General features: G+C 34.6%; 13 protein-coding genes and 1 pseudogene. 6 read left to right on the top strand and 8 right to left on the bottom strand.

Annotation, left to right across the window (positions count from 1 at the left end; translation table 11 throughout):
* Positions 1-280 precede the first annotated feature (280 nt).
* Positions 281-1,090, bottom strand: coding sequence for an NIPSNAP family protein (locus IWX83_RS10395; RefSeq protein ID WP_196829538.1), 810 nt, complete (start codon positions 1,088-1,090; stop codon positions 281-283).
* A 102-nt stretch (positions 1,091-1,192) separates the two neighbouring features.
* Positions 1,193-1,735 carry a cytochrome b/b6 domain-containing protein gene (locus IWX83_RS10390; RefSeq protein ID WP_231379940.1) on the bottom strand — a complete coding sequence of 181 codons (543 nt, stop codon included), beginning with the start codon at positions 1,733-1,735 and terminating at the stop codon, positions 1,193-1,195.
* Here IWX83_RS10390 and IWX83_RS17405 point away from each other — a divergent pair.
* Positions 1,730-1,861 (top strand): hypothetical protein, encoded by a 132-nt coding sequence (locus IWX83_RS17405; protein WP_255546487.1) that lies wholly within the window; start codon positions 1,730-1,732, stop codon positions 1,859-1,861. The genes IWX83_RS10390 and IWX83_RS17405 overlap by 6 nt on opposite strands.
* Here the strand turns inward: IWX83_RS17405 and IWX83_RS10385 are convergent.
* Positions 1,858-2,295 carry a thioesterase family protein gene (locus IWX83_RS10385; RefSeq protein ID WP_073353067.1) on the bottom strand — a complete coding sequence of 146 codons (438 nt, stop codon included), beginning with the start codon at positions 2,293-2,295 and terminating at the stop codon, positions 1,858-1,860. The genes IWX83_RS17405 and IWX83_RS10385 overlap by 4 nt on opposite strands.
* 349 nt (positions 2,296-2,644) lie before the next feature.
* Positions 2,645-4,144 carry a succinate CoA transferase gene (locus IWX83_RS10380; protein ID WP_196829534.1) on the bottom strand — a complete coding sequence of 500 codons (1,500 nt, stop codon included), beginning with the start codon at positions 4,142-4,144 and terminating at the stop codon, positions 2,645-2,647.
* A gap of 156 nt (positions 4,145-4,300) precedes the next feature.
* Between IWX83_RS10380 and IWX83_RS10375 the strand changes: the two genes are divergently transcribed.
* From IWX83_RS10375 to IWX83_RS10360, 4 genes are read left to right on the top strand one after another with little or no spacing between them, the layout of a single operon-like run.
* Positions 4,301-5,122 (top strand): AraC family transcriptional regulator, encoded by an 822-nt coding sequence (locus IWX83_RS10375; protein ID WP_196829532.1) that lies wholly within the window; start codon positions 4,301-4,303, stop codon positions 5,120-5,122.
* A gap of 41 nt (positions 5,123-5,163) precedes the next feature.
* Positions 5,164-6,615, top strand: coding sequence for a TolC family protein (locus IWX83_RS10370; protein ID WP_231379934.1), 1,452 nt, complete (start codon positions 5,164-5,166; stop codon positions 6,613-6,615).
* A 35-nt stretch (positions 6,616-6,650) separates the two neighbouring features.
* Positions 6,651-7,703 (top strand): HlyD family secretion protein, encoded by a 1,053-nt coding sequence (locus IWX83_RS10365; protein WP_196829529.1) that lies wholly within the window; start codon positions 6,651-6,653, stop codon positions 7,701-7,703.
* A 3-nt stretch (positions 7,704-7,706) separates the two neighbouring features.
* The gene (locus IWX83_RS10360; protein ID WP_196829527.1) at positions 7,707-9,290 is read left to right on the top strand and encodes an MFS transporter; all 1,584 of its coding nucleotides are present in this window, start codon (positions 7,707-7,709) and stop codon (positions 9,288-9,290) included.
* A 426-nt stretch (positions 9,291-9,716) separates the two neighbouring features.
* Here the strand turns inward: IWX83_RS10360 and IWX83_RS10355 are convergent, their stop codons facing one another.
* Complete coding sequence (locus IWX83_RS10355; RefSeq protein ID WP_196829525.1) at positions 9,717-10,388, bottom strand: hypothetical protein; 672 nt, start codon at positions 10,386-10,388, stop codon at positions 9,717-9,719.
* A 352-nt stretch (positions 10,389-10,740) separates the two neighbouring features.
* Positions 10,741-11,325: a fasciclin domain-containing protein gene (locus IWX83_RS10350; RefSeq protein WP_196829523.1), complete on the bottom strand. Its 585-nt coding sequence runs from the start codon at positions 11,323-11,325 to the stop codon at positions 10,741-10,743.
* A gap of 191 nt (positions 11,326-11,516) precedes the next feature.
* Between IWX83_RS10350 and IWX83_RS10345 the strand changes: the two are divergent.
* Positions 11,517-12,008 (top strand): annotated as a pseudogene (locus IWX83_RS10345) (transposase); the annotation flags it as partial.
* A 222-nt stretch (positions 12,009-12,230) separates the two neighbouring features.
* On the opposite strand, the gene IWX83_RS10340 reads toward IWX83_RS10345, so the two are convergent.
* Both IWX83_RS10340 and IWX83_RS10335 read right to left on the bottom strand, forming a co-directional pair.
* Positions 12,231-12,797: a hypothetical protein gene (locus tag IWX83_RS10340; protein ID WP_196829521.1), complete on the bottom strand. Its 567-nt coding sequence runs from the start codon at positions 12,795-12,797 to the stop codon at positions 12,231-12,233.
* A gap of 235 nt (positions 12,798-13,032) precedes the next feature.
* Positions 13,033-13,839 (bottom strand): hypothetical protein, encoded by an 807-nt coding sequence (locus IWX83_RS10335; protein ID WP_196829519.1) that lies wholly within the window; start codon positions 13,837-13,839, stop codon positions 13,033-13,035.
* Positions 13,840-14,132: the final 293 nt, after the last annotated feature.

Raw genomic sequence — 14,132 nt, 5'->3', positions numbered from 1 at the left:
TTTTTCAACAGATAACGTTTAAGGTAAACACCTACTTAAATAGTGTTCCAGCAAATTACGGCTATTCTTGCTGAAGGGGTACTTAAGAGAGCTGTTATGATGGTCTTCTTAAAAAAAGTACGATGGTTGTATTCAATCGTTGTTTAGTGGAACCAATCGAATTTATGCGCTAGTTTTCCGTGATTTTAAAATATGGTGCCTTAAAAACGGCACAGTCTCCTAGAAGTGTTGGGTAGATTATGATGAACATAGTAACACAGATAGTACTTGTATTTTAGAATTAATAATCAGAATAGTCAGTAGGATACATAAACGTGATATCCATGTGCGATACATTATTTTGATATTTTGGGAGGGAGGACATTTCTTTCCATTCTGGTGCTTCTGAAAAAAAGTTCCAATGTGCTTCGCGACTCGCCTTATCGGCAAAAGTAGTCAGGTACATTAGGTTAGGCATTTTGGCACCGGAGATGACTTCGCCATAAAAGACAGCATTAAATCCGAGTTTGTCAAACAGTTTTATTTCTCCACCACCATTAAACATGTCTACTTTGTTGGCGTAAATGGTTTCAGTTGCTGATTCGTAACTTCTTAATTCATAAACACGATTGTTTCTTATGCTATTCAATATTGGTTTTTTTAGTAACGGATGATCTGAAAAAGCTTTTAGTAAAACGGATTCTATTCTCAGGTAAGGCGGCTGCTTGTGCGTTGCATTCAAATAGGGAGCACCTGCAAGCAAGTACCTTTTGTCTTTTGCTAGTTTTTTGTCTAGCGTTAGAAATCCTTCTAAAGTAGAAAAAGGGATTATCACGATAATTTTTTTTAGTGTATCCGTGCGGTTAGATATAGGTTTAAAAACACCTATATCTTTAATTCCTAGTTTTTTTAAACCGGGTAAATACGCCTCCTTTAAGTACAGGTCAGTAGTTTGTTCTTGTTGTTCGGTTTTAAAAATATACGTTTTAATTTGGTAATATTCCTCAGCTGACGCTTTAGATAGTGCGCTTTTTGTATCCGTAAATAATGAATTAAAACTGCTAAAGATCAAAATCAATAGCAATGCTGGGAATAGTTTTGATAATTTCATTATTGGTTTTTTTATGGATTAGTAGCTAATGTATAACATAATTATAAAAGTATAAAAAGAAACGGATGCATGGGGAAACAAATATTTTTACTCCATCCTAGTTTACTTTTCCTTTTTTGACCCACTGATCATTCTCGAAATTAATCCATTCTGTGTCGTAAACTCTGATAAGAAAACACCTCCTAAGTGAAGAACGATAAAGGTCAACAAATAGTAAATCGAAAGTACGTGTATTTGTTCCATTGGCTCTTTTAAATTTTTTGGACCTAAAACGATAATTAAACCTGTCGTTAGAGAAATGGCTACACAGACATAAAAAATGGCATAAATGTAATATTGGAATTTTTCCTGTACCGTAAGGCCACGACTAAAAGGATTAGAGAACTTCATCTGTCCAAAAAACGGAAGCAAAATTCGGATGCTGTACAAACCTACCAAAGCGTATCCAATATAAATATGCCAATCCCACATAGGTTTTCTTATTTTTTTGGCAAGTGTAAGGATCTGGTCTTGTGATAAAGATTGATTTGTAGTCGCTAAATAATCTTGAATGATTAGTGCGACATTGTTTTTGTTCATCCACGTAAGTCTTAAAAATATAGTAAAAAGCATTGCCATGAAACAAAATGCAATGGACCAATGCATAATTCTATAAGTGACGGAGTAGCTTCTTGTTCTCATGATTTTTTAGAATTAGTTGATTACTCTTTTTTAAACCTTAATTATGTAGAAATGATAAAACAAATAGGATTGGATTCTTCAATTTATTAAAGACTGATAAAATCTTCACTTTTAGGAAAAAGACTGATGGCTTCAATAGCAATTTCAGGTGTAGGTTGAGCAATTTTTCGCAATTTTGTATCCATCCAAGCCCCATCAACAGTTATTATGGCGCAAAGTTTATCCTCTTCATTCAAGAACTCATGCACAATAGACCAGCGTGAAGCATCGGGTTTCATTTTAGAAATTTTGGTACGCATTATGATTTTATCAGAAAGTTTTATTTCTTTTCTAAAAATACATTCTTCTCTAAATAGAATTGGACCAAAATGCTGCGCTTGTAAAACTTTCATCGTTAGGCCTAAACCTTCTAGAATTTCAATACGATGTTGTGCACCAAAGTCATAATAAGCACTGTGGCGTACATGAAAATTAGGGTCTAAGTCAGACCAACGAAAGGATAATTCTTTGCTAAAAGATGTCATTATTGTTTTTTTTAAGTTTTTTTATTAGGTCTCTTTTGCATTTAAATAGAGCAGCAGAAAGACAAAGTGCTATGGTCAAAACTACGCAATATATGTGGAACGAAAACCAACTAAATCAATTCTTTTACCCTTTAGTAGAACGTTAAAATCAAACGGAGTCTGTAAAACTGTTGTTTCTTCTAAAAAAATATAATTATAAACGGTCTTTTGGATTGCAATCAGCAAGGTTAAATAGCGAATAGTATACTTTGTCTTCTTTAAGAATTTTTGTTAAGGGAAAACGACAGGCAATTTTCGGCACTGCATCTTCTATTAGCATGAAAGGTTCAATTGGGTTAATGATAAATGATTATAGCATTTTTTTCATGGAACCAGTTTCTAAGAATCGCAAATGAAATTTAAAAGCTTCTTCCAGAAGATGTGGTGTGTGACCACCGCGAAGTTTGGAACGATTAAAATAATCCGATAATTCTTCTTTGTACTCGGGATGAACACAATTTTCGATAATTACTTTGGCGCGTTCTCTTGGCGCCAGACCTCTCAAATCAGCGACTCCTTGCTCCGTGATCAAAACATCGACATCATGTTCCGTATGATCTACATGGGAAACCATTGGTAAAACATGAGAAACAGCATTTCCTTCTTTAGAGGAGGATTGGGTTACAAAAATACTCAGATAGGCATTTCGAGCAAAATCACCTGACCCGCCAATGCCGTTCATCATCTTGGTTCCAGCAATGTGCGTTGAATTTACATTGCCGTAAATATCAAATTCTATCGCTGTGTTGATTGCAATAACGCCTAATCTTCTGATGACCTCAGCCGAATTACTTATGGTTTGCGGACGAAGTAGCATCTTATCTTTATAAAAATCAAAATTAGCCAGTATTTTTTTATAACAATTTTCTGAAACAGTAATAGAAGAAGCCGAAGCGAAATTCATTTTTCCGCTATCTATAAGTTCAAAGGTGCTGTCTTGCAAAACTTCGGAATACATCACTAAATTCTCAAAACTACTTTTCGCAAATCCAGACATAACAGCATTGGCTACTTTTCCAATTCCAGCCTGAAGTGGCATCAACGAATTGGTTAAGCGCCCTGCTGTAATTTCATTTTCTAAAAAACCTAAAAGATGCCCCGCAATAGCGGCAGTTTTTACATCTATTTCCGTAGGCTGAGCCGGACTGTCTAGAATTTCTGTAAAAACAATTCCCACTACTTTTTTAGAATCAATGGTAATATAGTCCTGACCAATTCTATCGTTTGAAGCCGTCACATTGAGAATTTGTCTGTTTGGATAATTTTCAGAAATGTAAACATCATGAATTCCTTTGAATCCCAGTGGAATAGAAGTGTTTATTTCAATTATAATTTTATCTGCTAAATGAACAAATGTAGGCGAGTTACCAACAGAAGTCGTGGGAATAATATTTCCATTTTCATCAATATAAGTGGCTTCAATTACCGCAATATCAATTTTTGGCAGGTGTTTATTTTCTAACATTTCAGCCGTTTCACTTAAATGTTGGTCAATATAAAGTATTTCGCCATCGTTTATTTTTTTTCGCAAAGCAGCATCGGACTGGAAAGGCATTCTTTTATACAAAGCATTATTATTGGCTAAATCAGTGTCGGTAGTTTGTCCTAAAGAGGCACCGGTAATCAAAGTGATTGCAATATTTTCAAATTTTGCTCTTTCTGCAAAAGCAGGTAAAACAGCTTTACTATCGCCAGCTTTCGTAAAACCACTAGTTCCAACGGTCATTTTGTCTTTGAAAAAAAGAGCTGCTTCCTGCGCTGTAATAACTTTGTCTTTGTAACTTTGAAATTTGATTCTATCCGATTGCATAATTGGTTTTTTACTAATAAAATTAACGGAAAATTGATGTTTTAATAAAGATTAAATCAATTATTTTTAATTTGATTTATTTGCCATACAATTTTAATACAATTACGCATTGGTTTTGTATCCTAATACGCCAAAAACATATTCAGATAAGCCACAATGAATTTAATAGCAGTTTCCACAGAGAAATATTACATTAAAGAAGTAGATACCGATAAAAAAAGTATTTATTGCCATCATGATTTAATGGGGGAATTATTGATTCCAACTCACAAGCATGATAAAGCTCAAATGCTCTATTCCGAAGGTGGTATTGTCTACGTCACCACCGAAACGAGAACTTATTTCCTTCCAGCTCGCCATTTTATATGGATTCCAGGTGGTGTAGCACACAGCATTCATCCCAGCTCTGAAAAAGTGATGATGCGAAATTTGTATTTTCCTATTGAAAAGGATGAAGAATCTTTTTATGAAACAGAAGGAATTTATCCTGTTAATGATCTTTTGTTGCAAATGATGCTTTTCACGAATCGATGGAACGGAAACCTGAAAAAAGGAAGTCGAAATTTTATCATTGCCAATGCTATAAAAGCTATTTTACCAGAAATTTGCCGGACTAAATTGCCTTTGTCCTTACCCTCTCCAAAAGACATGCGGTTGCTAAAGATTATTGACTATTTAGAAAAAAACTGGGGAGATACGATTTTGTTTTCGGACCTGGCCAGTCGCTTTGGTTTTAGCGAGCGATCGTTATACCGTTTGTTTCAGAAAGATTTGGGTATGTCTTTTATTCAATATTTTACGATCCGACGAATTTTGAAAGCAATAGAATTATTACTTGAAAAAAAACTTTCCATAAGTGAAGTGGCGCGGACTGTTGGATACAACAGTGTTCCCACGTTCAGCAATACTTTTTTCAAAATATTGGGACAGCGCCCTTCTGATTATTTAAATGGTGTCGAAATACTGAAAAAAGGATAAGCTCATGTTCAGAATTACCTTCCTTTTTAATTTTGTCCGATATGAATACATATTTGACTTTTGATGTTTTTACAGCATCAATAAAATTAAAGACCTTTGTGTACTATTCTTTTATCTTTATTATGTTTCTTAAAAAGCAGGTTACACCAGAGCAACCTAAGATTAATTTTTTAAAAAGTGTATTGTTAACATTACTCTTGTTTCCATACGCAATGGCAGTACAAGCCCAACAATCCGTTGCACTCACTTTACCTGAAGCGATGCGAATTGCCAACGAAAATAACAAGACCATTCGAAAAGCCCAAATCCAAAGAAAGATTACGGAGACAGAAATTAGAACTGCTAAAAATCTTCGTTTACCTGAAGTTCATTTTAATGCCATGTATTCGCGATTGTCAGATTTAACGCAGTATCGTGGTGGTTTTTTTAGCCAAAAAGAAACGATTGCGCCACTGCCAGGTAATTTGATTTACGATGCCGTTTCAAACTTCCGCATGCCTATTTATGAGGCAAATGGCATCAACAATGCGATAAAAAAATCAAAACTACAAAGTGAAATTGCAGAAATCAACGTAGAGAAGGCAAAGAATGATGTGCGTTTAGAGGTTGTGGCTACTTTTTTGGGTATTTACAAAATGATGGAACTTCAAAAAATTATTGATGAAAGCATTAAAGAAGAGCAAGAGCGATTAAAAGAGGTAAAAGCATTTAAAGCGTTTGGAACAGTGACAAAAAATGAAGTCTTGCGTGCCGAATTGCAACTTTCAGATCGGGAATTGACTGCTTTGACGAACAATAAAAATTGCACGATTGCACTTCAAGAGTTGAAAACAGTATTGCAATTGCCGGAGGAATCCAATATAGAAATAGATACAACAGGCCTATTTGATAGGGACACGATGGAGGATTATGATTTCTATTTTAAGAAGACTATGCAAAATGAGGAAATGAAAATGGCGAGTGGGGAAGTAGCGGTCAAAAAGACAGAGCTAAAAATGGTCAAAGCAAAGTATCTGCCTAAAATTGGATTTTTTGGAAATTACAATTTACGGTACCCTAATTACATGGCGTTTCGATTAGACATGCCTTTTTTATATACCATTGGCCAAATAGGCGTGGAAGCTACGTATGATTTGTCAGCTTTGTACAAAAATAAGGTGCAGGTTCAAGTGGCTAACTTACAATTAGAATTGCAGCAAAATGAATCCGAAATAGTTAAAAATGAGATGACTGATAAAGTATTTAGGCAGCACACCCAATATCAGGAAATAAGCGATCAATTGGTGGTAACCAAGAAGGCACTGGATTTAGCCCAAGAGAATTATCGCATTGTTAAAGTAAAATACCTCAACCAACTTGTTTTAATTACTGAAATGGTGGATGCTGATAATGCCTTGCTTCAGGCCAAGTTTAATAGAATAGCTACCAGAATCGATGCGTTGATGAAACAATACGAATTGCTTCATACAGCGGGAATTCTTTCCAAAAAATAATTCAAGTTTTTATATAATTTTAGTTCTCAGCGAATATGATAAAAATAGAAAATTCATCAAGAGCCCACAAATCATTTAGTAAACTGATTACAGTGATTGCAACTGTTTTAGTGGTCATGGGAATTGTTCTAGGGATTTGGTTTTATTTTTTTAATAGAAATCACGAAGAAACAAATGATGCTCAGGTAGAACAATATGTAACACCTATTTTGACTCGAATAACGGGTTATGTTCAGGAAGTTCGATACAATGAAAATCAGTTTGTACACCAGGGAGACACGATAATTATACTAGACAATAGGGAATATAAATCGCATTTAAATAGTGCTTTGGCCGAGGTTGAAAATGCTAAAGCCAATGTCAATGTGATAGAAAAAAATGTTGCGACCACTTCTAATGCTATTCTGGTAAGACGATCGCAACTCGAGGCTGCAAAAAGTAAAGTTTGGCAAACAAAACTGGAATACAACCGCTATCAATCTTTATTAAAACAGGAAGCAACCACGAATCAACAAGTCGAAAAAGTTAAAGCCGATTATCAATCGGCTCAAGCCCAGTACCAAGAAATTGTCAATACCATTCAATCAGCAGCGTTAAATACTTCCGAAGCATCTGCTAAAATCCCAACGGCTCAGACTGTAATTGCAGCTAAACAAGCCGTTGCGGATAACGCTGCATTGTTTCTTTCTTATACCGTGATTACGGCTCCTTATGATGGCTGGGTGGGAAAAAAAATGATTCAGCCCGGACAACTACTAAAAGAAGGACAAGTTTTAGTCTCTATTGTGAGCAAGGAAAAATGGATTACGGCTAATTTTAAGGAAACCCAAATACAATACTTGTCTATGGGTCAAGAGGTAACGCTACAAGCTGATGCGATTAGCGGACGAAAATTCATCGGAATTATTGAATCAATATCGCCCGCTAGTGGCGCGCGTTTCTCGCTTTTACCGCCCGACAATGCCACTGGAAATTTTATTAAAATCGAACAACGTATTCCTGTTAGAATCAGACTACAAGAACCAGCCGCTCAAACGGCTTTCCTTCGAGCAGGAATGAATGTTATAGTTGTAGCAGAACACCAATAACCAATGTCAAATAAAAGCATTTTTAAATCCTGGGTACCCAACTGGGCTAGCATCGCGATTTTGTTTATCTGTTTGACACACTCGATGGTTTTGCTAGGCGTTTACACTTCTAATTTGACGTATTCAGCCAGTTTTCTAGATGTAGAAATTGAAGATTTACAGTTTTCGATGTGTGTGACTTATGGAACTTTTTTGACTACGATTCTAATTGAAACCCGTCTATTTCAATTTTTTCCAACTAAAAAGTATTTTATAGTCATTTACAGTTTGGCAGCATTAACCTTTATTTTAACGGCTTACATTGAAAATTACGCACTGTTTATCATCTTAAGAGTAGCCGAAGGTATTTTGATGGGCTTGCCTGTGGTGCCGCTGCGACATTTCTTAATTTCAAGGTTCAAATCTAAAAATGCAGTGATTATTGGCTTTACTGTTAATTATGGTGCGTTGATGCTAGCCTCACCTTTCATCATGAATATTGCGGTGTGGCTGCTGGAAAATTATGATTGGAAATATATGGCGTATGGTTCGGCATTATTTCAAGTGATGTGTGTGGCTTTAATTATGATAACTTTTGAAGGACATCGTTTTCATAGAAAAATTCCTTTATATCAAGTAGATTGGGCAAGTTCTATTCTTTTACTCACGGCCATTTTATCAGGAGCATTTTTCTTTGTTTATGGAGAAAAGAAATATTGGTTCGATTCCCACCAAATAATTTCAGCATTAGTTCTTTCATTAATCACGGGAGGTTTATTTATTTTTCGACAAATGATGCTCAAGCGACCTACCTTTGATCTCAATGTATTTCGCTATGCTAATTTACGAACCGGATTAGTCCTTTCGGTATTTTTTTATATCGCCCGATCGACTTTGAATATTTGTCACAGTACAATGTTTGTAATTTGGAATTGGGAACCTTCAAGAGTGGCGCATGTGCAATATTTAAATGTATTTGGGAATGTAATAGGAATGTTTTTAGCGGGACTGTTTTTAGCAAAGGCACTGAGCATACGTTTTATATTTATAATAGGATTTTCACTTTTTGCTGTTTTTCATTTGTGGTTTACTTTTCTTTTTGTCCCCGATGCTACCTTGTCTGATATCGCAATTCCTTATGTTTTACAAGGAGTGGCTGTTGGAGTTATTTTTGTGCCGTTAGTCTTATTTACTGTCTCTGCGGTACCCACTCCTTTTGCTCCGTTTGCTGGAATTGTAGGCGTAGCGGGACGTTTTTGGGGAAGTATGATGGGGTTTGCATTTATTCAAAATGCAGGTGTTTATCTGCAACACACTCATTATTCAAAGTTAATACAATCTGTAACACCTGAAAGTGCGGTAACTCAAATGCGTATTTCACAAGCAACTGAAAGTTTTATTTCTAAAGGGTATACGGAGGATAATGCGGGTCAATTAGCGTTAAAAAAAATCGCAAGTTCCGTGGCCAAACAATCGGTTTTATTGTCTAATATGGAAATCTTTACCGTCGTAGGGTATGCCATGTTAGTTATCGTCATCCTTTTGGTTATAAACCAACATATAAAACAAACCGTTGATATTTTCAAAAATAGGATATGGGGAAATTAAAATGGAATTTTTACACTTTTTTTACTTTAGAAGAGAAAAAAATAGCTAATCGCACAAAATCAAAACGGAAGCTATATACAATAGTTATTTTTTAGACTACAAATCTAAAACAGGAACTTTCGATTTGTCTGGATTAATTTTGCGCCCCTTTTCTATATTTAATTCTCAATTTTAGGTATTGATTTTAAGAGGTGATTTTAATGTGGAGCTTATAATTTTTATCTAAATTCTACCGCAGCTCTGGCTTTGCCTGCGAATGGTTTGGTCAAAAAAATTTTATTTGGGGCATCAATCCATGTGATTGTTTTAAACGACAGCACTGAAAATCAACAAAAAAAGAAAAGTTTCAATTTAAACCTATTGCTTTAGCTGATTTTTCTGAATTTTATTTTTGTAGCTGAAATAGTTTGACGACTTTTTTTTACCTTATCTAAAATTACAACTAACGCCGTTCCACATAGTTGTGATTTTTGCTTGTTTTCCCATGCCGTCAAAAATTCCATATAGGCCAGAAGTCGTTGAGAATTCATATCCCAAACTGGATTTCTTCACGATAATCACATAAGCGCTTTCCATTTCGCCTCTCGTAGATCCAATACCGATTCCTGCCATGGTAGTACTCTTTGTTGTATTTCGTGGGTTGAGGCTTACATACCAACCCGCAAATTCCCAGGGGCTTTCTGATTCTACTGATTGTGCCCCTTTTTTCTGAAACACTAGCGTCAATCCATTATTCCAAGATGCCATTTTTAGCGGTCCAGCGCCACATTCCGCATTAATTCCTTCGGATATTGGTTTTGATTGTAAAATTCTAGACACGATCTCTTTCATTTCATCAAAGGGTTTGCCAAAAGGAATTTCCGATGTGGAACCTGTCTTTGTATTTATTACTTGTAAAGCATTTGACGTTAGAATGAGTTGGTGAGTCTTTTGCGTTTGTATAGCGGTCACACTATCGGTTGTCTTTTGGTTGCTTTCTTCAACAATGTGCAAAGTGTCTGCCTTTTTTTTAATTGGTGCTTTTGGCGCAAGCTTGTCTTTGTTTTGACAATTCAAAAGCAATACTGAAATAAGAATTAGAAAAGAAGAAAATTTCATGGTAGGTGTTTTAAATCAAATGTATTGAGTCATTTAAATAATATTCTTAATGATGGGTATCTACATTATTTTTTTCAATTTGTTAGTTTGAAATAGAAGGTAGCATTTTTCTTTATTCAAAAAAGAAATGTTTTTAAAATAGGGTAGATGCAAGTAATAAAGGGAGAGCCCGCGGTTTGCCAATTATTACCCGCACAGTTAAGTATATTTTTTTTCAAATGTTGGGATATGGAAGTCCAAAGATAGCCTAAGAAGTCGTTTATTATAGAAATAGCAAAGGGAATTGGTAGTAATTTTGCAAAAAAAAACCGCTGTATTGGTACAACGGTTTATAAAATAAAAGTTTTAAACCTTATTTAGGCATCACTACAGTATCGATTGCATGAATTACTCCATTTGAAGCAGCTACATCAGCAAGAACAACTGTTGCCATTCCGCCATTGGCATCTGTTAACATTACTTTACCGTCTTTCAAACTTAAAACGATTGTACCTCCTTGAACGGTGGTAACAGTGTATTTTCCGTTGTTTTTGTTAATGGCATCAATTACTGTTGCAGCGTCAAATTTACCTGATACTACGTGGTACGTCAAAACTGCTTTCAGTTTATCAAGACTTTCTGGTTTCAATAAACCATCTACAGTTCCTGCAGGAAGTTTATCAAATGCAGCGTTGTTTGGTGCAAAAACAGTGAAAGGACCTTCACTACTTAATGTTTCAACTAAACCTGCTGCTTTTACAGCTGCTACAAGTGTTGAGAAATCTGCATTTCCAGAGGCTACTCCTACAATGTTTGGTGTTTCCACTACAACTGTAGTGTCCATTGCTACTGCTGTTGAATCAGTCATGTCTGTTGATTCTGCTTGTTTTTTTTCTCCACAAGAAGTAGTGATTACTCCTAATAATACAAATGCACTAATTGTTTTTACTAATTTCATAGTCAATATTTTAAGTTTAAATTAAATTAAGATACTCAAAGGTAAACAATAATATGGTTTGTTTACTCTTTTTAACAACATTTTAAACAAATTATAAAAAATAATTTTTTGCGGCCCTAGCTTTTCCGCTGTGCTTATATAAGTGGACAATAGCCAGACAGAGCGAGTTCTTGCCAGTTCCCTATTTTTAGGTGGTTTTTTCCAAAAAGCCTTTTGGAAGTCCAAAATCAGTGGTGGAATATCTGGGAAGATATACCCATAAAATCGCCATTAGCAACAACCGCATCCAAAGTATTGACCATCAAAACGTGACTTTTGCGTACAAGGATTACAGGCAAAACGGGTTCAAAAAACAAATGACACTGACGCACTCCGAATTTATCCGACGGTTTGCGTTGCATATTCTGCCCAAACGGTTTACTTCGTCAGTTCGCCCTTTGGGCTCGGGTGTAAAAATACGGCATTACGGTTTTTTGAGCAGTACTTGGAAACGTCAAAAGCTCAAACTTTTGCAAGAGAAATTGAAAGTAAAAGTACTAGAAAAAGCAGAGAAGAAACCTTTTTTGCCCAAATGTCCTTGTTGCAAAACGGGTAATTTACACCGAATAGCGGTTTTCGACCAGCGTGGTCCGCCTGCTTGGTATCTTGGCGGTAGCCACAGTTCTAATTCCTATGAAAGCTAATTTTGTGGGTAAGGGATTTTATGGATAAATGTGAATGAAATCACTATAAAAATTGCTCTTACAATACGGCAAAAAAAAAGAGGACTCCAAATCCTCTTGAAATCCTCCAAATAATTTTACGATAACCCCATAGTGTTGACGGCATGTAATCGGTTCCGTTCAACCGCGGGTTCATTGTTCGTTCTTCGAACGCAACGAAACCCTAGCTGTTATGTGACGCCTTTATTCCATAGTTGTTTTCCATATTCTATTTTCTACGTCTATTATGAACAATTCTTTATTGTCAACCTTCAAAATTCCTTTTGGTAAAATTTCTTTTGGAAATGAAATCGTATGTTTAATTTCAAAAAAGTCATTTTTAAATTCCAGAATTTGAATTTTATATGCTTCGTCAGTTCCAGGATTATTAAACACCACATATTTTTCTGAGTGTTCAATTCTTAACGGAAAACCTTCAAGTATTAATTGTATGCAAGTTTTAGTTTCAAGTAAAATATATTTTTCTGAATTATATTCTGTTTTTTGAATCACAATGATTGAGCTTTTAATTACTCCAAGTTCATCAAACTTGACATAATTTTCGTCAGAATCTTTGTCTAAATATTCTAAATTCTGTTTGTTGTCACATTCAAACCACAAAGTATTTCGTCCACGATACTTTTTCTCATTTTTGACCAAAGAAATTTCTTCAAGTTTCTGTTTCTTTATTGACTCATTAACCAAAATAAATTTATTTTGTGAATGAACACAAATGGTAAAAAGTATTAATAAAAATGCGTATTTTCTCATGAGTTCTGATAAGGTGTCACATAACGTCCCGCTGCTTTGAGATGGTGGGAATTCGTAAATGATAATTTTCTACTTTGTATAAAAAGTGATACGAAACCGTAATTCCACTAAAACCCCACTATATCAAAACAGCTGTTACAGGCTGGTTTTTTTTAGTCGAAAGTTCAAATTCAACCACAATTCCTACCTTTTTTATAGCAAAAATAAAGTATTATATTTTTTCGTTTATTATTTTTTAAAATTTCAGCAAGGATTTAATCTCTTCTGCAATTTGGTCTTTATTCTCTATTTGGTCATAGAACTTAATCGCCTTTTGTTTCATTTTTTCGTCATTTTTAATTTCAGAAACTTTGAGCAAACATAATGAATAATGTATTTTAAAGTTTTCATCTTTTTTATAAGTTGAATAGCTTTTTTCTAAATATTCTAGACCCTCACTATATTTCTTGTTTTGAGATAATAAAATGCCTTTTAAAAATATTACTTGGTCTTTTATTTTTGGATTTAATAATTTGTATTTTCCAATTGCGATATTTATGTTTTCCAGTCCTTTCTCTGCATCTCCGAAAATTGGAGATGTTAACGCGAAGCCATAATAACCTTCTGGATTTTCGGGAAATAAAGTTATTATTTCATTATATTTTTTTCGTGCAATTTTTAATGATCTTTCTTCACCTAGCCTTAATCCTTCGGATGCTAAATTAATTTTAAATTCTAAAGTTTTTTTTGATATACTGTCAGCCATTATATAACAAGCTATAGCTTTTTTGTCTTTCAATAATCTCAAAGTATATCCTGTAAAAAAAATTGCATCACAAAATGTCGAATCGGTTTTATATGCTTTAAAGAAAATATTTGAAGTTATTTTGAGATATTTCGGGTCTAAAGATTTATTTAAATATAAAGTTTCAATACCTAAATTAAAAAGCTTCATTGCTTCGGGATTTTCGGATTTACAATACAGGTTTTTACCTTCAAAGTAATCTTGTGAAAAAGTTAAATTAAAGTTTAGTATTAGTAAAGTGACAATAATTTTTTTCATTTTAAATAGATGTATTTTTTATGCGGTTTTTTGGCTAAACTTGCCTGTAACGTCTCGTGGTTTTGAGATGGTGGGGAAATCGTAATCGCTAATTTTTCGGCTTAACGAAAACTTGATGCGGAACGATAATTCCACTAAAACCCCACTATATCAAAACCGCTGAGTGTGCCCTGCATGAGCAGGACACACGCTGTAAGTTTGAATAAAAATTCGAAAATACAAATTGTCGAATTAGAAAACAAAACTTACAGCGTGTATTTTTCCAGAGGGTGTAAGTCCCTTATGGGCGGATT

The sequence above is a fragment of the Flavobacterium sp. CG_9.1 genome, assembly GCF_015751645.1.
Lineage (GTDB): Bacteria > Bacteroidota > Bacteroidia > Flavobacteriales > Flavobacteriaceae > Flavobacterium > Flavobacterium xanthum.
The sequence above is the reverse complement of the archived record's forward strand: the minus strand, read 5'-3'. Positions and strand labels throughout refer to the sequence as shown.

Excerpts from the sequence above, each read along its gene's own strand:
- IWX83_RS17405 (WP_255546487.1), top strand. The coding sequence starts at position 1,730 with ATGCATAATTCTATAAGTGACGGAGTAGCTTCTTGTTCTCATGATTTT.
- IWX83_RS10335 (WP_196829519.1), bottom strand. The coding sequence starts at position 13,839 with ATGAAAAAAATTATTGTCACTTTACTAATACTAAACTTTAATTTAACT.
- IWX83_RS10370 (WP_231379934.1), top strand. The coding sequence starts at position 5,164 with ATGAATACATATTTGACTTTTGATGTTTTTACAGCATCAATAAAATTA.
- IWX83_RS10385 (WP_073353067.1), bottom strand. The coding sequence starts at position 2,295 with ATGACATCTTTTAGCAAAGAATTATCCTTTCGTTGGTCTGACTTAGAC.
- IWX83_RS10340 (WP_196829521.1), bottom strand. The coding sequence starts at position 12,797 with ATGAGAAAATACGCATTTTTATTAATACTTTTTACCATTTGTGTTCAT.
- IWX83_RS10355 (WP_196829525.1), bottom strand. The coding sequence starts at position 10,388 with ATGAAATTTTCTTCTTTTCTAATTCTTATTTCAGTATTGCTTTTGAAT.
- IWX83_RS10390 (WP_231379940.1), bottom strand. The coding sequence starts at position 1,735 with ATGCATTGGTCCATTGCATTTTGTTTCATGGCAATGCTTTTTACTATA.
- IWX83_RS10375 (WP_196829532.1), top strand. The coding sequence starts at position 4,301 with ATGAATTTAATAGCAGTTTCCACAGAGAAATATTACATTAAAGAAGTA.
- IWX83_RS10395 (WP_196829538.1), bottom strand. The coding sequence starts at position 1,090 with ATGAAATTATCAAAACTATTCCCAGCATTGCTATTGATTTTGATCTTT.
- IWX83_RS10380 (WP_196829534.1), bottom strand. The coding sequence starts at position 4,144 with ATGCAATCGGATAGAATCAAATTTCAAAGTTACAAAGACAAAGTTATT.
- IWX83_RS10350 (WP_196829523.1), bottom strand. The coding sequence starts at position 11,325 with ATGAAATTAGTAAAAACAATTAGTGCATTTGTATTATTAGGAGTAATC.
- IWX83_RS10360 (WP_196829527.1), top strand. The coding sequence starts at position 7,707 with ATGTCAAATAAAAGCATTTTTAAATCCTGGGTACCCAACTGGGCTAGC.
- IWX83_RS10365 (WP_196829529.1), top strand. The coding sequence starts at position 6,651 with ATGATAAAAATAGAAAATTCATCAAGAGCCCACAAATCATTTAGTAAA.